This is a genomic window from Streptomyces sp. NPDC050534 (assembly GCF_044457745.1).
GTDB lineage: Bacteria > Actinomycetota > Actinomycetes > Streptomycetales > Streptomycetaceae > Streptomyces.
Genome location: NZ_JBITHF010000001.1, coordinates 733563 through 754228, shown reverse-complemented (window position 1 = coordinate 754228; position 20666 = coordinate 733563). Strand labels below are relative to the sequence as shown.

Here is a 20666-nt window from a genome sequence, read left to right as displayed (position 1 = left end):
TGCCGACGGCAGTAGCCTTTGCCGGTCGCCGGGTCAGCGGCCCCAGCGGTAGGTGGCGAAGGAACCGGCCGGCACGGTCGCCACGAACTTCTGGCCGCCGACGACGATGCGGACCGTGCGGTCCGTGGCGGTGCTGTTGCCGAGGACGGCGACGTAACGGCCCTTGCCGGAGCGGTAGATGACGTTGCTGACGCCGTTCTGCGCGGCGCTGGACTCCAGGCGCACATCGCCGGGCGACAGATACTTCGCGAACTGCCCGATCCCGTACAGCTCGTCGCGGACCGTGAAGTCCTTCGTGTCCGTGTGCACCGTCACCAGGCGGTTCGGCCACTTGGTGGTGGCGGCGACCTGGTTCCAGTCGATGTTGTTGTCCCGGGCGGGGGTCCAGTGCAGCGTGCCGCCGTCCTGGTCGGTGGTCTGGGCCCACAGGATGTAGGAACCGGCGTCGAGCCGGAAGTAGTCGAGGACGGTCGACGGCGACAGGTCGCTCGTCTCCGTCATCTGGACCGGCTTGCCCGTCTGCTCGTAGGCGTCGCGCATGACGGTCGGGTCGCCCCAGTAGGGGTGGAAGGCGACGGCGTCGGCCGCGTCGCGGACCTGCTTGCCCGTCACCGAGCCGTCCGGGGCGTCGTCGAAGATGCGGTGGTAGTTCTTGGTGGCCGTGCTGTTGGGGTCGCGCCAGTCCCAGAAGTTGAAGTCGTGTACGTAGAGCTGGGTGTCGAGGCGGGCGGAGCGGAACTCCCGTTTCATCGCGAGCGCCAGCTTCTGCTGCTGGGCGACGCTGATGTCCATGGCCGGGTAGACGACGTCCATGCCGGGCTCGTTCAGCAGGGTCAGCGCGTCGACGTGGACGCCGTGCCGGGCGTACGCCTGGACGAACTTGACGTAGTAGCGCGCGAACACGTCGACGCAGTCGTCCCGCAACTTGCCGACCTGGTAGTAGTCGGTGCTGCTCCCGGGCTTGAGCGCGACCTCGCCGGTGAACCGGTTGTTGGTCTTCATCCAGGCCGGTGCGCTCCACGCCGAGGCGAAGAACGTGGCGTGCGGGTTGTAGCGCTGGATGAGCTTGATCGTGTCGATGATGTGCAGGTCGACGTCCCGCCGGATCGAGAAGTGCTTCAGGCCGAAGTCTTCGGTGACGCCCGCCGGCAGGTCGTCCTCAGACCAGAACGGCAGGTGCTCGATGAGGTCGGGGCTGCCGATGGTCAGCCGGAACCGGTCAAGTCCCGCTCCGTGCTTGGGGTCCACGAGCAACCGGACGGCCTCCGCCCGCTCGGCGGGGGTGAGCTTCCAGAGGTTGGACACGCTCGTCTCGTCCAGGGAGAAGCCAACCCCCGTGTATTTCTGCCGAGTTGCGCTGGGGTCGGCGACCACGGTGGCATCGACCGGGCCGCTGGAGTCACCGCCCGTGCGCACGACTGGCAGCGGCTGCCATGCCTGCGTGCCGCCGGTGGAGTACGTGCCGGTCACGACCTGGCCGTGCCCGCCCCGCTCCTCCGCGTCCCGGTCCGCGTGCGCGGCCGGTCCCGTGGCGACGAGCAAGGACAGTGTCGTGGCCGCGACGGCCGCGATTGCGGTGAAGCTACGTCTCACAGCTGCTCCTGGACTCTCGGGGGGGGCGGGGCCATGGGCTGCGGAGAGATCCAAGCAATATCTGTGATGTTAAGTCAAGGCATGAAGAAAGGCTTGGTGCAAGGGAGTTGGCGCCCTCAGAAAGCGGAGTTGGCGAACCAGTCGGCCAGCAACTGCTCGTCCCCCTCGCGGGCGAAAGCGTCCCCTTCGCAGGTCAGACGGCCGTAGACGAGGAGGAGCAGATCGGCCGCCGATCCTCTGACGGTCACGTCGGCGGTGCTCGCGGCCGTCAGAGCCGTGTCCAGCCCGAAGCCGTCGGGCCGCAGGCGGACGCGCCAGGCATCGTCTCCGTCGGTCGTACGGAAGAGGATGGTCCTGTCGGGACCGCGCAGGTTGGCCACCTTGGGGGCGAAGAAGCCGGCAAAGGGCAGGTTGACGAGGAACTCGTCGATCCCGTCGACGGCGAGTGCGCGCTCGACGACGGGCCGGCGGCCGAGTGCCAGTTCGGCGTCCATCCGGTGCAGCAGTGTCTCGAAGAGCATGCGGCGTACCCAGAAGCGGGCGTGCTGGTCGGCGCCCCAGGCCCACATCGGCAGGTTCGGGTCGGTGGCCGCGAACACGCCCTCGGCCACCGTCGCGCTCTCTGCCAGCCAGCCGGCGTATCCGTCCTCCTGCTCCGGGAGCATCAGGTCGACCTCGCGTGTGCGCGGCGGTTCCTGGATACGCGCCCTCAACAGGACCGAGAACCAGCGCTGGACGCTGCCGGTGTGCCTGATCAGGTCGGCGAGCGTCCAGCCGGGGCAGCTGGGTACCGCGGCGGCCGGGTCGGCGTCCTGGACCGCCGCGACGAACCGGGCGCTCTCCGCCGCGACCGCCGTACGGTGATCGACCGTTGGGGCCACGGGTGCGTGGCCGGAGTTCTGGTGGGTGCTCATCGCGACATGCCTTTCGGGGAAGCTGCGGGGTCGGCCGTACGGCGGTCGAGGACTGCGGACCGCCGTCAGGTCAGCTCGAGGACCAGCTTGCCTACGTTCTCACCGCGGAAGAGCATGTTCAGCGTCTCGGGGAAGTCGTCCACGGTCCCCCTCACCACGTGCTCCTTGACCTTGACGCGGCCGTCGGCGATCCAGGCGGAGAGGTCCCTGGCCGCCTCGGGATAGCACTCGGCGTAGTCGAAGACGACGAAGCCCTCCATCCGTGCGCGGCGCACCAGCAGGGTCAGGTAGTTCGAAGGCCCCTTGACCGGGGCGGCGTTGTTGTACTGGCTGATCGCACCGCAGATCACGACGCGCGCATGCATCGACAGCCGGGTCAGGACGGCGTCGAGAACGTCGCCTCCCACGTTGTCGAAGTAGACGTCGACGCCGTCGGGGGCGTGCCGGCGCAGCGCCGTCCTGATGTCGTCGGCGCGGTAGTCGATCGCGGCGTCGAATCCCAGCTCGTCGGTGAGCAGCGCGCACTTCTCCCGGCCTCCGGCGATGCCCACCACCCGGCAGCCCTTGGCCTTCGCGATCTGCCCCACGATGGTGCCGACGGCACCGGCCGCGCCCGACACCACGACGGTCTCACCGTCCTTGAGCGCGCCGACGTCCAGCAGCCCGAAGTAGGCGGTCATGCCGGGCATGCCCAGGGCGCCCAGAAAGGTCGAGGGTGGGGCGAGCGAGGTGTCGATCTTCAGCGCGCCCCGGCCGTCGGAGATCACATGCTCCTGGACGCCGAACATGCCGACCACGTGGTCACCGGGCTGGAAGCCGGGATGGTTCGACGCGGTGACTTCGACGACGGATCCGGCCCGCATCACCTCACCGATGCCCACCGGCGGCAGGTAGGAGGGGCGGTCGTCCAGCCAGCCCCGCATGGCCGGGTCCAGGGAGACGACGCGTGTCCGGCCTGCGAACTTTCCCGGGCCCGGTTCCTCCACGGGCCCGGAACAGTGCTGCCAGTCATCCGCTTTCGCCTCTCCCACGGGGCGGGCTGCCAGACGGATCTGGCGGTTGGTCGCAGACATCGCGCCTCCTGTCGTTCGAAGCCTCGCTGCAGGGTACCGACCAGTCGGTATGAGGGGGTCGTGAGGTTGCCCACACCCCGGTCGGCGACGCGCGGCGCGACCGGGGGTGCAGGGGTCAGTGGGTCGGGGCCTGTCGGCCGGTCCTGCCCTTGCGGTCCCGCTCGTGCAGCAGTCGCGCGGTCCGCTCGGACACCGGAGCGGCCAGCAGCGCGGTGACCAGGTCGACCAGCCGGCTGGTGAACAACCGGTCGTCCCTGCGGGGGCGGGCGGCGGCCCGCGCGGCGAGTTCGGCGTGGCAGAAGCGCATGGCGGTGAAGCGGGTGTGGAACACCGCGCTCGACTCCGGCGCCAGCAGCGGTTCCACCAGGCGCCGCCAGGGATGGATGCTCGACCCCTTCGTCACGACCACCTCGACCAGGGGCTCGGGACGGTTCAGCAGTTCGGCCACGACCTGCAGGAACGCGCGCCCGCCGTCGGGATCGGCGAGCTTCGCGGCGGCCGGCAGCACCAGCGCGGCGGCGAGCGCTCGAAGATCGGCCGCGCCTTCGTCCTCGTACTGCTGCAGCAGTGCTTCCCGCTGGGCGTCCACCGCCGGAAGGTGCTTGTCGAGTACGGCCCGCAGCAGCCCCGCCCGGTCGCCGAAGTGGTACTGCAGGGCCATCGCGTTGCGCTGGCCCGCGGCCCGCTTGATCTCGTTGAGCGACGCACCGTCGACGCCCTTCGCCGCGAACAACTGCTCGGCGGCCCGGATGAGCGTGGCGCGGGTGTCGCCGGCCTTCCGGCTCCGAGGCGACGTGGCCTGCGTCTCATGTGCTGTCACGGACGCCCATGCTAGCGTCGCCACGCCCCAGTAAGACGTGTGCATTAATCATTGATACGAGCGCATTTGGCGCGGTGCGGGAGTCGATCCAGTGAAGGCACTCACCTACCACGGCCCCCACGACATCCGGTACGAGGATGTCCCCCACCCGGCCGTCACCAGCCCCACCGACGCGGTCGTCCAGGTCACCACGGCCGGCATCTGCGGCAGTGACCTGCACATCTACGGCGGCCACGGGTTCAGTCCGGAGACCGGTTACACGCCGGGCCACGAGTGCGTCGGCGTGGTCGTCGACACCGGCGGCCAGGTCACCCGCTTCCGTCCCGGCGACCGGGTCCTGGTTCCCGCCTCGGTGGGCTGCACCCTGTGCGGAACCTGCGCGAAGGGCCTCACCGCCAGGTGCGAGCGAGCCCGTACCCCGACGGACCTCTGCTACGGAGTGAGCCCGCGCATACCGGGCAGCCAGGCCCAGGCTCTTGCCGTGCCCCACGCCGAGGTCAACCTGGTCCACCTGCCCGAAGGCGTCTCCGACGAGGCCGCTGTCGTGCTGACGGACAACGCCCCCACGGCCTGGTACGGCTGCCGCCGAGCCCGCATCCGGCCCGGCGAAACGGTTCTGGTCATCGGCCTGGGCCCGGTCGGCCTCATGGCCGCGCAATCCGCCTTCGCCATGGGTGCCGCCCGGGTGCTGGGCGTGGACCTGGTCGCGGAGCGTCGCGCCTTCGCCGCCACCCTGGGCGTCGAGCCGGTCGAGGGCGACGACGCGCGAGCGGCCGTACGGGAGATGACGGCGGGACGCGGACCGGACGCCGTGGTGGAGGCCGTCGGCTCGGACGCCACCATCGAGCTGGCCCTCAAAGCCGTCCGGCAGGCGGGACGGGTCAGCGTCATCGGCGTCAGCCAGAACAAGGCCTTTCCCTTCCACATGGGACTGGCCCAGGTCAAGGAGCTGGAGTTCGCCATCGGGCTGTGCTCGGTCCCCTACGAACTCCCGGCCCTGATCCCCCTCACTCAGGCCGGCCGGATCAAGCCGGAGGTCGTGATCTCCCACCGCGTCCCCCTGTCCGAGGGCCCGGCGGCGTACGAACTGTTCAGCAGCCGCGCCGCAGGCGTCCGCAAGATCCTTCTCGACCCCACCCGTTGATCCGTCGTCGCTTCTGCATGCTCCCCATCACGTGGGCGCGCCGGCCAACAGCTGTTCGGTCCACACGGTCTTGCCCTCGCGGGTGTAGCGGGTACCCCAGCGGTCGGTCATCTGGGCCACCAGGAACAGACCGCGCCCGCCCTCGTCGGTCGTACGGGCGCGGCGCAGATGCGGTGAGGTGTGGCTGGTGTCGCTGACCTCGCACACCAGGGACCGGTCACGGATCAGCCGCAGGGTCGCCGGGCCGCCGGCGTAGCGGTAGACGTTGGTGACCAGTTCGCTGGCGATCAGTTCGGTGGTGAACGCCAGGTGCTCCAGACCCCACTCGGCCAGCTTCGCCGAGGTGAGGGCCCGGGCGCGGGCGGCGCTTGCGGGCTCCGGCGGCAGGCGCCAGGAGGCGACGTCCTCCGGTGGCAGCGTGCGGGTGCGGGCGATCAGCAGAGCGACGTCGTCGGTGGGACGTGACGGCACCAGCCACTGGAGCACCGTTCGGCATGTTTGTTCCAGCGCGTCGGCCGGGCGGGTGAGCGCTGCGCACAACCTGCTCAGGCCGGCGTCGGCGTCGGCGTGGCGTTCGCCGATGACTCCGTTGGTGTACAGACAGAGCAGGCTCCCTTCGGCCAGTTCGATCTCCCGGGCCTCGAACGGCAGGCCGCCGAGACCGAGCGGCGGCCCGGCGGGCAGGTCGAGCGGAGCCGCGTGTCCGTCCGGAGCGGTCACCACCGGCGGCAGGTGTCCCGCGCGCGCCACGGAGCAGCGTCGGGAGACCGGGTCGTACACGGCGTACAGGCAGGTGGCGCCGACGACCTGCTCGACGACGGGTCGTTCGCCGGCCGCTTCCTGCTCGGCCGCCAGCATGAGGACCAGGTCGTCCAGGCGGGAGAGAACCTCGTCCGGTTCCAGGTCCAGGCTGGCGAGCGTGTGCACGGCGGTGCGCAGGCGGCCCATGGTGGCGGCGGCATGGATGCCGCGTCCCACCACGTCGCCGACGACGAGGGCGACCCGGGCCCCGGACAGAGGAATGACGTCGAACCAGTCGCCGCCCAGGCCCGGTGCCGCGCTGGCCGGCAGGTAGCGCAAGGCCACCTCCACGGCCGACTGGTCCGGAACCGCCCGGGGCAGAAGGCTGCTCTGCAAGGTGAAAGCGGTCTGTTGCTGCTGGGTGAAGCGCCGGGCGTTGTCGATGGCGACGGCGGCGCGCGAGGCGAGTTCCTGGGCGAGGGTGAGATCGTCCGCCTCGAACGGATCGGGGCGGCGCGAACGCCACAGGGTCATCACGCCCAGCGTCATGCCGCGCGCGGCAAGAGGTACCACGATCAGCGAGTGAACGCCCGGGTCCGGACCATGGGCACCCTTGCGGCCTGCCATGGAGAGCCGGTCGGGCGGGAGAACCGGTTCGAGGACGGGCCGTCCTTCGGCCAGGCATACGGCCTCGGGCGAGTCCGGCGCGAAGTCCACCGGGTCGCCCTGAGGATGGGGCGGGCCGGGTTGCTGAGCACCGACGCCGCAGGCTCCCAGCCGCACCACGGGCCCTGGCAGGGCCCGTGCCAGCTCCTCGCCCCGCGTCACGGACTGCAGCAGGTCCACGGACGCATGGTCGGCGAGGTGAGGCACCATCACCTCGGCGAGTTCGCGGGCGGTCTCGGCCACGTCGAGGGTGGTTCCGAGACGGCTGCCAGCCTGGTCGAGGAGCGCGAGCCGGCGCTGGGCCCGATGCCGTTCGGTGATGTCCTCGATCATTTCGGCCACACCCAGGACGCGGCCGGAGGGGTCCTCCATACGGAAGGACGAGACCAGGACGACCCGCTCGCGTGCCGGATCCTGCTCCAGGCGGGCGAACTGCTCGGAGTAGACCAAAGGCCTTCCGGTCTCCATCACTTCGCGCACACGGTCGACGGCCTTGCGCTCGTCGTCGGGGACGAGCATCCGCCCGGTGGGCAACCCCCGGAAGTCGGCCGCCGGGACTCCGCTGAAGCGCTCGATGGCCCGGTTGACCCGCAGAAGCCTCAGATCGGGGCCGTGCACGACAAGGCCGATCGGGCACTGGCGGTACAACCCGTCGAGAACCGCGCGGTCCCGTTGCCACTCCAGGACGTCGGCCGCGGGCGCGCCCGCGAGAAACCACTCACGGACCCCGCCCTCGCGGGACAGCTCATGCGCCCTGAGTCCCATCGGCACGAGCCGCCCGTCGCGGTGCCGCACCGTGAGCATCCCGAACCAGCCGCCGGCTCGTCTGCACTCCGCGGCCGCCTCCCTGGCAGCCGGCCGATCGCGAGGGTCGACGAGGACCTCGAACGCCCGACGGCCGATCACGGCCGTGTCCGGATGGCCGAGCAGGTCCTGCGCCCGCCGGCTCCATCCGGCCACGACCCCGCGGTCGTCGAGCACCGCCAAGGCGGCGAGATTCACGGCGAACGGATCGTCGCGGCTTTCCTTGAGCTCAGTCATCCGCTTCTCCACCGATGGACACCACCCTGTACTCGGTCACCGATGTGCCACGAGACCTCTCCAGCTCGCGTGCCGCCAACGCCCAGCTGAGCTCCACCGCGGTGTCCGGTGCGTCGAGACCGGTGCCGGTCAGCTCCTCGTAACGGCGCAGCCGGTAGCGGACGGTGTTGACATGGACGTGTGCGCCACGGGCGGCCTCGCGGACGTTTCGTCCGCTCTCCAGGTAGCCCCGCACCGACTCCTCGATGAGCGCACCGAACGCCCCCTCCGCCTCCAGTGGACGCAGATGGCGCTCGATCAGCAACTCCGCGAGTTCCGGTTCGGCGACGACCGCGACCCGCCAGGACAGGTCGCTCAGGTCGTACACCCCGCGCAGGCCATACGCACGGGCGGCTTCCAGCAGCCTGCCGGCGGCCCGGAAGGAGTTGTGCACCACGGCCAGGTCGGCCGGTGGACCGAGCCCCGCCGTCACCTCCAGGTCACCGATCTCCGGCTTCGCCTCCACGACTCCGGCGACAGCCTCGTCCACGACGGTCAGCAGCGCGCCGCGTCCTTGACCGCGGCCGTGTACCTGCAGCGAGCGTTCCAGCGCGTCCAGGCCGGCCTTGCCGTACGGAACCGCTCTGATGGCCCGGTACGGCCGCGACAGGTCCAGTCCGTAGATCGCCGCACCGCTGTGGATCTCCGTCGCGCTCAGCGTCCCGTGGAGCAGTCCGCGCAGGAAGCCGGCGCGGCGGCGGGCGTCGAAGAGGGCGGACGCGACCTCCGCCTGCCGGTGGACGGTGGCGATCCGCACACTCGCGACGTCCGCGAGTTCCCACAGGCATGTGGTGCGGTCGACGATGACGCCGGGGTCCAGTCCGCGCTCGGTCGCCTCGGCGATGAAGAGGTCCCGTATCGCGCTCAGCGCACGGCGGAAGGCGCGGAGCCCGTCGCTGAGCGGCACGCCTCGGGTGACCCGGTCCCGGGCCACGTCAGCCTCGTCGAAGTCCTCCGGCGCGGGCACCCTCCCCTCCCGCACCACCGCGAGCGCCCGCTGGAAGTGCCGCTGCCAGATCTGGTCCAGGAGTTCCCGCGGGACCGTGCGGTAGGACGGGATGTGCTCCGTCAGGTCCGCGTGCAACCGACCGCCCACGTTCGACCGCTGCGCGGCCATCGCGGCGATGACCCGTTCGAGAGGCTCCGTCGGGCCCGGCGGTCCGGGCATGGACCTCACCTCCGCCCCTGTCGGCTCCGGCCGTTGTGCAATTGAACAATATGCCGCCCGCCGGTCTTGGCCGGGCAGCCGTCGACAGCTCCCCGTCCTCGAAAGCACAGTGGCACGGCGGCGGAAGAGACGCATCGCCGCGCGCCAGGCAAGCCGTCGCCCGACCGTGCTCGGACCCGCCCCTGTGCCACCGGCCCACCCTCACCGACAGTGCGGAGACCTCCATGACCGACGAGCACCATCACCGACCCGACCGTGCCACCGACTCCGGGCCGCGCCTCGCGCCCCTGCCCGAGGACGGCTGGGACCTCTGCACCAGGGAGTTACTCGCCCCGATTCCCCGGGACGCCGACGGCCACGTCGCCAACGTCTTCACCACCTTGGTACGGCACCCCGAACTCTTCCGGTATTTCCTGCCGTTCGGCCGCCATCTGCTGCGCGACGGCCGGCTGCCGGGCCGGACCCGGGAACTGCTGATCCTGCGCACCGCGCGCAACACCCGGGCCGGTTACGAATGGGGCCGACACGTACCACTGGCCAGGGCGGCGGGGGTCAGCGACGAGGAGATTCACCGGGTCGGCGCGGGCCCCGACGCCCGGGGGTGGACACCGGCCGACGCCCGGCTGCTGCGTGCCGCCGACGAACTGCACCGTGATTCGCGGCTGTCCTCGGCCACGTGGTCCGCCCTCGCCACCGACCACGACGAGGCACAGCTGATCGAGATCACCATGCTCGTCGGTCAGTACCACATGGTCGCCTTCTTCCTGAACTCGGCCGGCACCCGGCTCGAGCCCGGCTACGACACACAGACCCTGCTCGCACCCACGGCCCTCGAGGACGGCCCGGAAGGGATGCACCGCGATGCCTGAACCCCAGCGCACCACGACCCACCCGGTCGGCCTCCTGACCGGCCGGAACGTACTGGTCATCGGCGCGGGCACCCGCCCCAGCGAGGATCCGGAGGCCCCGGTGGGCAACGGGCGCGCGGTGGCCGTGCTCGCCGCCCGCGAGGGAGCCTCCGTGGCCTGCGCCGACGTCTCCCCCTCCGCCGCGGCGGCCACGGCCGCTCTGGTCGGTGAGGAGGGCGGCCGTGGCTTCGCCGTGGTCGGTGACGCCACGGACCCCGGCCAGTCCTCGGCCATGGTCGCCGAGGCACAGCGCGAACTCGGTGAGCTCGACGCACTGGTGGTCAACGTCGGCATCGGCCTCGGCGCGAGTCTGGCGGACACCTCGCCGCAGCAGTGGGACCAGGTGCTCTCGCTCAATCTGGGCGCCCCGTTCCTCGCCGCCAAGTACGGGTTGCCCGTGATGGCCGAGGGAGGATCGATCGTCTTCGTCGGTTCCCTGGCCGGGCTGCGCGCGGCCACCGACTCGCCCGCCTACGACAGTTCCAAGGCAGGCCTGTTCGGTCTCACCCGCCATGTCGCCAAGGAGGGTGCGCCGCGCGGGATCCGCGCCAACCTGGTCGTCCCGGGCCTGATCGACACCCCGATGGGCCGTGCGGCGTCGGCCAAGCGGACGTCGCGTTCCGCCTCGCTCGGGCGCATACCGCTCGGCCGCCAGGGCACAGCCTGGGAGGTGGCCGAGGCCGTCACCTTCCTGCTCTGTGACCGCGCCTCCTACATCACCGGTCACGGCCTGGTGGTGGACGGCGGGGCGAGCGCCGTCTGAGCGGGCGGTGGCGGGGGCGGTCCCAGGGGTCAGGGCATCGACCGGGACCGCCCCCGCCGGCTCACTTCGCCAGCGGGCCGAACTCCTTGCGGGTGTCCACCGGCCGGCCGAACAGCTGCCACCGCTCACCCTTGAACCGCATCAGCTGCATCGTCTCGAGCGGGAAGGCGTCGCCGTGGCCGGTGGACATGGTGACCCCGGGCAGCAGCAGGCCCACCTTCACGTTCTTCAGGTTGCGCACCGCGTCCCGCAGCCCCTCCCTCGTGGGGCACTTCATCGCGTCCAGGGCCTTGTGCAGGCTGGCGGCGACGGCCCAGCCGTAAGCGTTGAACTGGTTGCCCGGGTCGGCGTCGGGCGCGTACTTGTGCAGCGCTTCCTTGTACGTCTTCATGTCGGCGTCGTCGTCCCACTGCGGGTCGGCGGGGTCCTTGAAGTAGGTCGCCGAGACCACGCCCTGCACGTTCTTGAGTCCGACGGGCTGCAGCACGGCGACCGACGAGGCCACGTTGTTCACGATGTGCAGCGGGTTCCACACGGTGTTCTTGGCGTCGGCGGCGAGGGCCTGGCTGCCGAACTTCGGCGTGGTGACGTCGAGCAGTACATCCGCCTTGGACCGGGCGAGAGTCGTCATCTGCGCCGACACGGAGGGGTCGGTGACCTCGTAGCTCTCCTCGGCGACCACCTTGACGCCGCTGCCGGCGACGGCCTTCTTGAACCCGCCGAGCAGGTCCTTGCCGAAGTCGTCGTTCTGGTAGAGGACCGCGACCCTGGCCTTCGGTTTCTCGTCCTTGAGGTACTTGGCGTACACCCGGGCCTCGGCCACGTAGTTGGGCTGCCAGCCGATGGTCCAGGGGTGCTTGTCGTCGGTGCCCCAGGCGGAGGCGCCCGTGGCGACGAAGGGCTGCGGCACCTTCTGCTGGTTCAGGTAGTCCCACACGGCTGCCGTGGACGGGGTGCCCAGGGTCTGGAAGACGGCGAAGACCTTCTCCTGCTCGACGAGTCTGCGCGCCTCCTCGACCGCCTTGGGCGGCTGGTAGCCGTCGTCGCGGACCACGAACTGCACCTTGCGGCCGTCTATGCCGCCCTTGTCGTTGACGTACTTGAAGTAGGCGGCCACGCCCTTGCTGATCGTGCCGTACGCGGAGGCGGGTCCCGAGAGCGGGTAGATCCCGCCCAGCTTGATGGTCTTGTCGGTGATGCCCGTGGTCTGCTGGCCCTTGCAGGCGCCGCCGGCGGCGGCGTCCTGGCCGTCCTTTCCACGCTGGCTGCTGCAGGCGGTGGCGGTGAGCAGGGCGGCGGTCGCGGCCGCGGCCGCCCGCAGAGCGGTCGTCTTGCGCATGTGATTCATTCCTTTTCCGTGCGGGGCGGTGCGCCCACGGGTTCGGCGTCGGCAACTTCGGGGTCCGCGGGGGTGACGGTCGCGGAAGGTCCGGATTCGGCGGGGGACTTCGGATGCGCATCGGGTACGGGTCCGGTCCCGAAGGTGGATTCGGCCCCGGGCGTCCGGTCGAGGGGGGCGGTGCGCTGGAGGCGACGGGTCACCGCGCCCAGGACGCGGCCCGGCAGACCGGCCAGTCCGGTCGGGGCCACGAACATCACGGTGATGATGAGCAGGCCGAACACCACTCCCGGTGCCGCCTCGCTGAGGTCCTGGGAAACGCTCGGCACGTACATCACGAACGCCGCGCCCAGCAGCGGTCCGTACAGCGAGGCGAGCCCCCCGACCACCAGGCCGGCCAGCAGCGTGATGGACAACACGAAGCTGAAGGAGTCCGGCGAGACGAAGCCGATCACCCAGGTGTACAGACAGCCGGCGACGCCCGCGAACATCGCGCTCCACGCGAAGGCCAGGGTCTTGTGCAGCGCCAGCCGAACGCCCATGACCTCGGCGGCGCTCTCGTTGTCCCGCACGGCGAGCAGTGCCCGGCCGACCCGGGACCGGAGCAGGTTGCGGGCGAGCAGCAGTGCCACCGCGGTGACGGCGAGGACGACGAAGTACGTCCACTGGTCCTCGGCCAGCCCGCTCCACGCGGGCGGTTCCAGCTTGTCCACGGTCAGCCCCATGGAGCCGCCCGTCACCGGTTCGAGCCGCTTGAGCAGAGGGGGCAGGAACACCGCGAACGAGAGGGTGACCAGGGCCAGATACAGGCCGCGCAGCCGCAGGGCGGGGACTCCGAAGCCCAGGCCCAGCAGGAAGCATCCGGCGGCCGCGGCCGGCAGCGTGGCCAGGTGGCCGGTGCCGTACCGGTCGAGCATGACCGCCGCCGTGTAGGCCCCCGCCGCGAAGAACGCGCCGTGCCCGAGCGAGATCTGGCCACCGAAGCCGACCAGCAGGTTCAGGCCGGCCAGTGCGACGGCGTACAGGAGCACCATGGTCAGCTGAAAGACCTGGAAGGGGGCGAAGTAGAACGGTGCGCCGACGGCGACCGCCGCCGCGACCAGCACGGTGAGTGTGGCCCGCAGCCACCGGAGCCGGCCGGTGCCGAGCGCCGTGGTGAGAGTGTTCATGCGCGCTCCACCGCCGCCCGTCCGAACAGGCCCTGGGGCCGCACCAGCAGCACCGCCAGGATGATCACCAGAGGGACGCCCACCTTGAGGTCGGCGCCGATGACGTCGACGTACGCCCCGGTCAGCGTTTCGGCGACGCCCACGAACAGACCGCCGACGACCGCGCCGACCGGGCTGTCGAAGCCGCCGAGGGTGGCCGCCGCGAACGCGTAGATCAGCACCCCGCCCATCATGTTCGGCTCCAGGAACAGCACCGGCGCGACGAGCACGCCCGACACGGCGCCCACCGTCGCGGCCAGCCCCCAGCCGAGCATCAGCACACGCCCCACCCGGATGCCCGACAGCCGGGCGGAGGCCGGATTGCAGGCGACCGCCCGCATCACGAGGCCGACGGAGGTGTGCTGGAACAGCAGATACAGCAGGCCCATCACGACCGCGACCACACCGATGATCCCGAGCGTCGACCAGTCCACGCGCACGCCGGCCAGGTCCAGCGCGCCGTCGGGGAAGGGCTGGGGAAAGTCCTTCACGGTGAACGACCAGATGAGACCGGCCAGCGCGTTGACGAAGATGAACAGGCCGACCGTGACGATGACGACCGTCAGTTCGGGCGCGCCCTGCACGGGGCGGATGACGATCCGCTCGACCAGCATGCCGCCTGCGAAGGACACCGCGAGGGTGACCGGCAGCGCCAGCCAGAACGGCATCCCGGACGCCACCAGCTGCCAGGCGACATACGTCGAGAGCATCGCCAGCTCGCCCTGCGCGAAGTTGACGATCCCCGTGAACCGGTGGATCAGCACCAGGGCCAGCGCCAGACTGGCGTACACCGCGCCGGAGCCCAGCCCTTCCACCACCTGCTGGAGAAGATCGGTCACGGCGCTCCCCCGGCCTTGCGGGAGCGGACGGAGACACCGAGATACACCTCGGCGACCTGCCCGTCCTCGCGGATCTGCGCGGCCGGCCCGGACAGCACCAGCCGACCCGCCTCCAGGACGTGGGCCCGGTGCGCGATGCCCAGCGCGAGCTGCGCGTTCTGCTCGACTACGACCACAGTGGTGCGTTCCTCCTCGTTGACGGCACGGACGATCTCGAACAGTTCGCGGGTGACCAGCGGTGCGAGTCCCAGGGACGGCTCGTCCAGGAGCAGCAGCGAGGGCCGCAGCATCAGCGCCCTGCCGATGGCGAGCATCTGCTGCTCCCCACCGCTGAGGCTGCCGGCGGCCTGGCGGGACCGCCGCCGCAGTGTGGGGAAGTAGCCGTAGATCCGTTCCAGGTCGGCCACCACGGCCGCACGCCCGGCGTGGCCCCGCCGCCGGAGTCCGGTGCGCAGGTGGGCGCCGATGTGCAGGTTCTCCTCCACGGTGAGCTCGTTGAAGGTGCCCCGGCCCTCGGGCACATGCGCCACGCCGAGCCTGGCGGCCTGCTCGGGTGAACGGCCCAGCAGTTGCGCCCCGTTCAGGGTGACCGAGCCGCGGCCGCGGACCATGCCGCACAGCGCCCGCAGTGTCGTGGTCTTGCCCGCGCCGTTGGGTCCGAGGACCGCGCACACCTCACCGCGGGCGACGGAGAAGTCGAGGCCCTGCAGCACCCGGGCCTGGCCGTATCCGGCGTGCAGGTCGCGGACCTTCAGGAAGTCCGGTTCCGTACTCGCCGCGCCCTCGGTGCGGTCGGTGGTGGGCTCGCTCACGCGGCCACCCCCAGATACGCCTCGACGACGGCCGGGTCGCGCTGGATCTCCTCCGGGGAGCCCTCGGCGATCTTGCGGCCGAAGTCGAGGCAGATCACCTTGTCGCATAGGCCCATCACGAAACCCATGTGGTGTTCGACCACCACGAGGGTGAGATCGAATTCCTGGCGCACCGACCGGACCAGATCCGCGAATTGGTCGACCTCGCCGTGGCTGAGCCCGTTGACGGGTTCGTCGAGCAGCAGCATCCGGGGCCGTACCGCGAGCGCCCGGGCGAGTTCGACGCGTTTGAGCGTGCCGAACGGCAGCCCGGAGGCGGGGTGGTCCGCGACGCCCGCCAGGCCGAGCCGCCGCAGCAAGTCGTCCGCCCGATCATGCAGTTCCCTCTCCTCCCGCCGGACGCGGGGCAGCCGGAGCGCCGCGGCGAGGTGTCCGGTGCGCCCCCGGCTGTGGGCACCGACCATGACGTTCTCCCGGACCGTGAGCCGCGGGAACAGGCCCAGGTTCTGGAAGGTGCGGGCGATACCGCGTCCGGCCACGGCGTGCGGAGGCACGGCCAGCAGGTCCTCCTCCGCGAACCGCATGCCTCCTTGGTCGGGGGTGCAGCGCCGGGTGAGGCAGTTGAACAAAGTGGTCTTGCCGGCTCCGTTCGGTCCGATGAGCCCGACGGCGGTGCCCGGCTCGACGGTGAAGGAGACACCGTCCAGAGCCGTGATCCCGCCGAAGCGCACGGTGATACCGTCGACCGCGAGCATGAGTGACGCCCCTTCCGACGTGCTGGGGGATGAGCGAGCGTCACAGTAGGTGGGGCCGTTCCAGGCGCACATTGTGCGTGAGCACCCAACTTCCCGGTCGTCCAACTGTGCGCCGCGCACAGGTGACGGAAGATGTCTCACCCGGCACCTGTTGACGGAGCACGAGTCGGACAGCGACTATCGGCGCCATGCCTCGCGGTCCCGCTCTGGGCACTCCCCAACTCTCCGAACCGCTCCGCCGGGAGCGGTGGCGGATCCTGCACGCCGTCCAGGACCGGATCGAGGACGTGGCGCGGACCGCCGTCGAGGTGATGCGCGCGGAGATCCCGTCGTACGCGCTGCAGGACGGACAGTTCTTCGCGGATGTGAGGGAACAGGTGCTCGAGCACTACCGGATGCAGCTCGCCGCCCTGGCGGGCGACCGCGACATCGCCGCCGAGGACCTGCTCTTCAGCCGGGCGGCAGCGATGCGCCGAGCCCGTGCGGGCTTCGCCCTCGAGGACTGGATCAGTGCCTTCCGGGTCGGCCGGCAGGTGATGTGGGACGCGATGCTGGAGTGCGCGGGCACGTCGGCCGAGGCCCAGCAGGCCGCCCTGTCGCTGGTCACCCCGCTGATGCGGTACGTCGACTACGCGAGCACGCACGCCGCGCAGGCGTACGTCGAGTACCAGCAGCACGTGGTGGCGGACGCGGACCGGGAACGCCGCGACCTCCTGGACCAGTTGCTGGCCGGCGTGGCACCGTCCCACGGCCCGCTGTTCGCCCCGGCGCAGGCGTACGGCATCGGACCGCGCTCGCCGATGATGGCGGTCGTGGCGGTGTGCGTCGGCGACACCCGCACCGGCGACCTCACCTCGGCCGAGAACGGGTACGCCGCCAGCGCGTCGATCAGCGTCGCCGGACCCTGGGCGGGCAGGACCCTGGTCGTGGTGCGCCACGGCGAGGTGGTGGCCGTGCCCGTGGTCCGGGCCGGCATGGACGCAGAGGACATATGCGCCCACTTCGAGGCGGTGCAGCGGCGGCTCGCGCGGGAGGGGACGATGCTCGCCATGGGGATCAGTACGGTCGCACAGGGCGCGGAGGAGCTGCCGCGCGCCTACCGGGAGGCGCGGGCCGCCCTCGACCTGGTGCCGGGCGGGGGCGGAGTGGCGGCGCTGCCGCGGCTGTCCCCGTTCGACTATCTGGCGCTGCGTGCCGACGACCTCGCACGCCAACTGGTCGATCCCCGGGTGCGGTTGCTGCTGGAGGAGGACCGAAGACGTGGCGACACGCTGGCCGTCACCATAAGGGCGTTCGCGGACGCGGACCTCAATCTGCGGCTGGCCGCCGACCGGCTGCGGGTGCACCACAACACGGCGCACTACCGGTTGCGCAGGATCGAGGAGCGCACCGGCCGCAATCCGCGTCGGCTCGCCGACCTCCTGGAACTACTGGTCGCCCTCGCCATCCGCGACGGCGCCGGGGAAGGCGGGGATCGCCGGTGAGCGGGATCGTGGAGTCCTCCGGGACCGACGCTGCACGTCAGCTGCCCGGCGGGCAGGAAGGCATGCGCCCGGCGGAGGGGCACGCCGGGTACCACCGGGCGGTCCGGCCCGCGCTGCTGGACGCCACGCTGGAGGTGTTCCTCGAGCGCGGTTACACCGATGCCGGTCTCACCGAGATCGCGGCGCGCTCCGGCATCCCGGGTGGCAGCCTCTTCCAGCACTACGGCGGTAAGCGCGGGCTCTACCTCGCCCTGTGGGAGGAGTTCCGGGAGGAGCAGGAGCGCCGGACCGCGGCCACGCTGGCCGTCGAGCGCAGCCACGGCGTGGACGACCCGATCGCCCTCTTCGTGGCCGGTGCCCGGGCGTACCTTCACGGCGCCTGGGACAACCGGCGGCTCGGCAGACTGCTCGCGCAGGACGACGCCCCGGCCGGTTTCGACGCCCTGCGCCGCCAGTGGGACCGCGCATGGGTACGGCGCAACGCCCGGCTTCTGGAGGTGGACGAGCGGCAACGCGCCGGCCGGGTCCGGGTGAGCGTGCTGACCACCGTCATCGGAGGAGCGGCGCGCGAGCTGGGCGACTGCGGGGACGAGACGGAGGCCCTGGAGATCGTGGACGAGGTGTGCGGCATCCTGATCCACCTGTCGACACCGCCCGGCTGAAGTGCCCGGTCCTCAGCGGTGGATGGGGAGCCGCAGGGCGTTCGCCCAGAGCCGGGTGACCGTGGACACCAGTGCCTCGAAGTCCACCGGGGCACCTCCCTCTTGCGGTTCGCCCAGCACGAAGGCGTTGTAGGCCATGACGCTGACCATGCCCGACAGCGCTCGGGAGGCCATCATCGGATCGACCTCGCGGTCCGCGACACCCCGCGTCTGCAGATCGGCGATACCGCGGCCGTTTCGGCGGATGAAGGCGTCGGCGCGCCGGCTCCGGAACTCACGGAACTCCGGCTCCACCTGAGCCACCTGCTCGAGCAGGGCCATCAGTTTCGCGTTCCGTCTGTAGGCCTCGAGATAGGCGCGATTGCTCGCCTCGAGCACCGCGTAGGGGTCGTCGGTGCCCTGCACCCGGCCCATGCCGGGGTGCATCATGTCCTCCTGAGCCTCCAGGAGGACGGCGGCCAGCACCTCTTCCTTGTTGGCGAAGTAGGTGTAGAACGATCCCGCCGCGCAGTGCGCCTCTTTGGTGATGTCGGTCAGGCGGCACTCGAGGTAGCCGTCCCGTTCGAACACCGTCCGCGCGGCTTTCACCAGTGCGGCCCGCGTCCGTGCTCCGCGCTTCGTCGTGGGCGGCTCGCGAAGGTGCGAGAGAGGCGCCACGGGCGGCACCTGCTCGCCGTCGATCTCCTCGGGCGCGGTGGTGTCCATCCCCGGAACTGTAGTTGAATCCGACGCCATGGTCACAAGGCCGCGGGACCGATCCCGAAGCGTTCGGCGAGTTGGCGGCGGGTGTCGGCGGCACTGGTGTGCAGGACGCCCCCGATTCCGATGCGGGCCGCTCCGTCGAGGTTCTGCTGCAGGTCGTCGATCATGACCGCCTCCTCGAGGTCGACGCCGAGGCGTTCGCATGCCATCGCGTAGATCCGCCGGGAGGGCTTGCGGATCCCGACCTCGGCGGAGATGACGACCTCATCGGCGACCGCGGCGAGGTCGACCCCGTCGTAGGTCCCGGTGCCGAACGAGTTGGACACGAGCGCGACGCGATGGCCGGCGGCTCGAAGGTCACCGAGCAGGGCGAGCATGTCCTGGTCGATCGACAGGCCCGCCTGCATCCGGGCCGTGAGCCCCACGGCCGATACGTCCGCACCGTGCGCGCGGAGGCGTTCGGCGAATCCGCGCTCGAAGGCTTCGGTGTCGATACGGCCGCACTCGTGGCCGGCCAGGAGGGTGCGTGCGTGCTCGTCCCGGGCAAGGAGGTCCAGCGGCAGGCGCGGGTCGCCGCCGAGCGAGCCGCCGAAGTCGGTGAAGGCCCGCAGGACACTGGAGGTGATGACTCCGCCGAAGTCCACCAGGACCGCGGTCCGGGTCTTTTCCTTTGCGTACGACACGGTGCGCACACCTCTTTCTCGTGGTCGGCTTGCTGCCGTATCAGCGGGAGTTCACGGTTCAGGCGACCTCGAACAGTCCGGCTGCGCCCATACCGCCGCCGACGCACATGGAGATCACCACATACCGGACTCCCCGGCGCCTGCCCTCGATCAGGGCGTGCCCCACCAGCCGGGCACCTGTCATGCCGTACGGATGACCGACCGAGATCGCGCCTCCGTCGACGTTGAACCGCTCGGGGTCGATGTGCAGTTCGTCGCGGCAGTACAGCGCCTGGGAGGCGAACGCCTCGTTGAGTTCCCACAGGCCGATGTCGTCGACGGTGAGGTTGTGCTGCTTCAGCAGTTTCGGGATGGCGAACACCGGGCCGATGCCCATTTCGTCCGGTCCGCAGCCGGCGACGGTCATACCCCGGTAGACGCCCAGCGGTTGCAGGCCGCGGCGCTCGGCCTCCCCCGACTCCATCAGCACCGACGCCGAAGCCCCGTCGGACAGCTGCGAGGAGTTGCCCGCCGTGACGCTGGAACGCGCGCTCACCCGGCCGTCGGCCAGCACCGGCGCCAGACCCGCCAGTCCCTGGAGTGTCGTCGACGCGCGGTTGCCCTCGTCCCGGGTCAAGGTGACCTGCTCGTCCCGCACTTGACCCGACTGCTTGTCGAGAACCTTCTTGACGCTGGGAAGTGCGACGATCTCCTGGTCGAACCGGCCGGCCTCCTGCGCCGCCGCGGTGCGCTGCTGGGACAGCAGCGCGAACTCGTCCTGGCGCTCACGGCTCACGCCGTAGCGTTCGGCGATGATCTCCGCCGTGTGCAGCATCGGCAGATAGATGCTCGGCTTGTGCTCGACCAGCCACGGATCCGCCATGCGGTGGGTGTTCATGTGGTCGTTCTGCACCAGGGAGATCGACTCGACACCGCCTCCGACGGCGATCTGCATGCCGTCCGTGACGATCTGCTTGGCGGCCGTCGCGATGGCCATCAGGCCCGACGAGCACTGCCGGTCGATCGTCATCCCTGACACGGCGTCCGGAAGTCCGGCACGGAGCACGGCCTGACGCGCGACATTGCCGCCGGAGGATCCCTGCTGCACCGCACAGCCGAAGATCACGTCCTCGACCTCGCCCGCGTCGACCCCGGCGCGCCGTACCGCGTGCGAGAGGGCGTGGGCGGCGAGTTCCTGCGCCTGGACGTCGTTGAACGCGCCGCGGTAGGCCTTGCCGATCGGCGTACGCGCCGTCGAAACGATGACTGCTTCCCTCATGTCGCCTCACTGCCTCGTGGTGATCGAGCTCTGGTTATAGTTGAATCCGGCGTC

Annotated in this window: 19 protein-coding genes; 5 read left to right on the top strand and 14 right to left on the bottom strand. The window is 70.8% G+C overall.

What is annotated here, in order from left to right; genetic code table 11:
* Positions 1-33: 33 nt before the first annotated feature.
* The 4 genes from ACIBN2_RS03390 to ACIBN2_RS03375 all read right to left on the bottom strand — a co-directional run bounded on the left by ACIBN2_RS03390 (position 34) and on the right by ACIBN2_RS03375 (position 4400).
* Positions 34-1593: a glycoside hydrolase family 30 beta sandwich domain-containing protein gene (locus tag ACIBN2_RS03390; RefSeq protein WP_399132409.1), complete on the bottom strand. Its 1560-nt coding sequence runs from the start codon at positions 1591-1593 to the stop codon at positions 34-36.
* Positions 1594-1709: 116 nt separating this feature from the next.
* The gene (locus ACIBN2_RS03385; protein ID WP_399132408.1) at positions 1710-2507 is read right to left on the bottom strand and encodes a maleylpyruvate isomerase family mycothiol-dependent enzyme; all 798 of its coding nucleotides are present in this window, start codon (positions 2505-2507) and stop codon (positions 1710-1712) included.
* Between the two features lie 65 nt (positions 2508-2572).
* Positions 2573-3580, bottom strand: coding sequence for an NADP-dependent oxidoreductase (locus ACIBN2_RS03380; RefSeq protein WP_399132407.1), 1008 nt, complete (start codon positions 3578-3580; stop codon positions 2573-2575).
* Positions 3581-3695: 115 nt separating this feature from the next.
* Entirely contained in the window at positions 3696-4400 is a 705-nt protein-coding gene (locus tag ACIBN2_RS03375; protein WP_399132406.1) for a TetR/AcrR family transcriptional regulator, read from the bottom strand.
* Between the two features lie 91 nt (positions 4401-4491).
* On the opposite strand from ACIBN2_RS03375, the gene ACIBN2_RS03370 reads away from it, so the two are divergent.
* The gene (locus ACIBN2_RS03370; RefSeq protein WP_399132405.1) at positions 4492-5544 is read left to right on the top strand and encodes a zinc-binding dehydrogenase; all 1053 of its coding nucleotides are present in this window, start codon (positions 4492-4494) and stop codon (positions 5542-5544) included.
* A 27-nt stretch (positions 5545-5571) separates the two neighbouring features.
* Here ACIBN2_RS03370 and ACIBN2_RS03365 read toward each other — a convergent pair whose 3' ends face one another.
* Both ACIBN2_RS03365 and ACIBN2_RS03360 read right to left on the bottom strand, forming a co-directional pair.
* Complete coding sequence (locus tag ACIBN2_RS03365; RefSeq protein ID WP_399132404.1) at positions 5572-7992, bottom strand: SpoIIE family protein phosphatase; 2421 nt, start codon at positions 7990-7992, stop codon at positions 5572-5574.
* The gene (locus ACIBN2_RS03360) at positions 7985-9199 is read right to left on the bottom strand and encodes a PucR family transcriptional regulator (RefSeq protein ID WP_399132403.1); all 1215 of its coding nucleotides are present in this window, start codon (positions 9197-9199) and stop codon (positions 7985-7987) included. Before ACIBN2_RS03360 ends, ACIBN2_RS03365 begins: the two co-directional genes overlap by 8 nt.
* Before the next feature lie 224 nt (positions 9200-9423).
* Between ACIBN2_RS03360 and ACIBN2_RS03355 the strand changes: the two genes are divergently transcribed.
* The gene (locus ACIBN2_RS03355) at positions 9424-10068 is read left to right on the top strand and encodes a carboxymuconolactone decarboxylase family protein (RefSeq protein ID WP_399132402.1); all 645 of its coding nucleotides are present in this window, start codon (positions 9424-9426) and stop codon (positions 10066-10068) included.
* Positions 10061-10870, top strand: a complete 810-nt coding sequence (locus ACIBN2_RS03350; RefSeq protein ID WP_399132401.1) for an SDR family NAD(P)-dependent oxidoreductase — start codon at positions 10061-10063, stop codon at positions 10868-10870. Before ACIBN2_RS03355 ends, ACIBN2_RS03350 begins: the two co-directional genes overlap by 8 nt.
* A gap of 61 nt (positions 10871-10931) precedes the next feature.
* On the opposite strand, the gene ACIBN2_RS03345 is transcribed toward ACIBN2_RS03350, so the two are convergent.
* From ACIBN2_RS03345 to ACIBN2_RS03325, 5 genes are read right to left on the bottom strand one after another with little or no spacing between them, the layout of a single operon-like run.
* A complete protein-coding gene (locus ACIBN2_RS03345) occupies positions 10932-12209 on the bottom strand; it encodes an ABC transporter substrate-binding protein (protein WP_399132400.1) in 1278 nt (425 codons plus the stop codon).
* Between the two features lie 5 nt (positions 12210-12214).
* Entirely contained in the window at positions 12215-13378 is a 1164-nt protein-coding gene (locus ACIBN2_RS03340) for a branched-chain amino acid ABC transporter permease (protein ID WP_399132399.1), read from the bottom strand.
* A complete protein-coding gene (locus tag ACIBN2_RS03335) occupies positions 13375-14256 on the bottom strand; it encodes a branched-chain amino acid ABC transporter permease (RefSeq protein WP_399132398.1) in 882 nt (293 codons plus the stop codon). The genes ACIBN2_RS03340 and ACIBN2_RS03335 overlap by 4 nt, the downstream gene beginning before the upstream one ends.
* Positions 14253-15068, bottom strand: coding sequence for an ABC transporter ATP-binding protein (locus ACIBN2_RS03330; RefSeq protein WP_399132397.1), 816 nt, complete (start codon positions 15066-15068; stop codon positions 14253-14255). Before ACIBN2_RS03330 ends, ACIBN2_RS03335 begins: the two co-directional genes overlap by 4 nt.
* Positions 15065-15823: an ABC transporter ATP-binding protein gene (locus ACIBN2_RS03325; protein ID WP_399132396.1), complete on the bottom strand. Its 759-nt coding sequence runs from the start codon at positions 15821-15823 to the stop codon at positions 15065-15067. The genes ACIBN2_RS03330 and ACIBN2_RS03325 overlap by 4 nt, the downstream gene beginning before the upstream one ends.
* Before the next feature lie 188 nt (positions 15824-16011).
* On the opposite strand from ACIBN2_RS03325, the gene ACIBN2_RS03320 reads away from it, so the two are divergent.
* Together ACIBN2_RS03320 and ACIBN2_RS03315 are read left to right on the top strand one after the other, a co-directional pair.
* On the top strand, positions 16012-17307 hold the full coding sequence (locus tag ACIBN2_RS03320) for a PucR family transcriptional regulator (protein ID WP_399132395.1): 1296 nt from the start codon (positions 16012-16014) through the stop codon (positions 17305-17307).
* Entirely contained in the window at positions 17304-17969 is a 666-nt protein-coding gene (locus ACIBN2_RS03315; protein ID WP_399132394.1) for a TetR/AcrR family transcriptional regulator, read from the top strand. The genes ACIBN2_RS03320 and ACIBN2_RS03315 overlap by 4 nt, the downstream gene beginning before the upstream one ends.
* A 12-nt stretch (positions 17970-17981) precedes the next feature.
* Here the strand turns inward: ACIBN2_RS03315 and ACIBN2_RS03310 are convergent, their stop codons facing one another.
* From ACIBN2_RS03310 to ACIBN2_RS03300, 3 genes are read right to left on the bottom strand one after another with little or no spacing between them, the layout of a single operon-like run.
* Complete coding sequence (locus ACIBN2_RS03310; protein ID WP_399132393.1) at positions 17982-18674, bottom strand: TetR/AcrR family transcriptional regulator; 693 nt, start codon at positions 18672-18674, stop codon at positions 17982-17984.
* A gap of 32 nt (positions 18675-18706) precedes the next feature.
* Entirely contained in the window at positions 18707-19354 is a 648-nt protein-coding gene (locus tag ACIBN2_RS03305) for an HAD family hydrolase (protein ID WP_399132392.1), read from the bottom strand.
* A 58-nt stretch (positions 19355-19412) separates the two neighbouring features.
* Positions 19413-20612, bottom strand: coding sequence for an acetyl-CoA C-acyltransferase (locus ACIBN2_RS03300; protein WP_399132391.1), 1200 nt, complete (start codon positions 20610-20612; stop codon positions 19413-19415).
* Positions 20613-20666 lie beyond the last annotated feature (54 nt).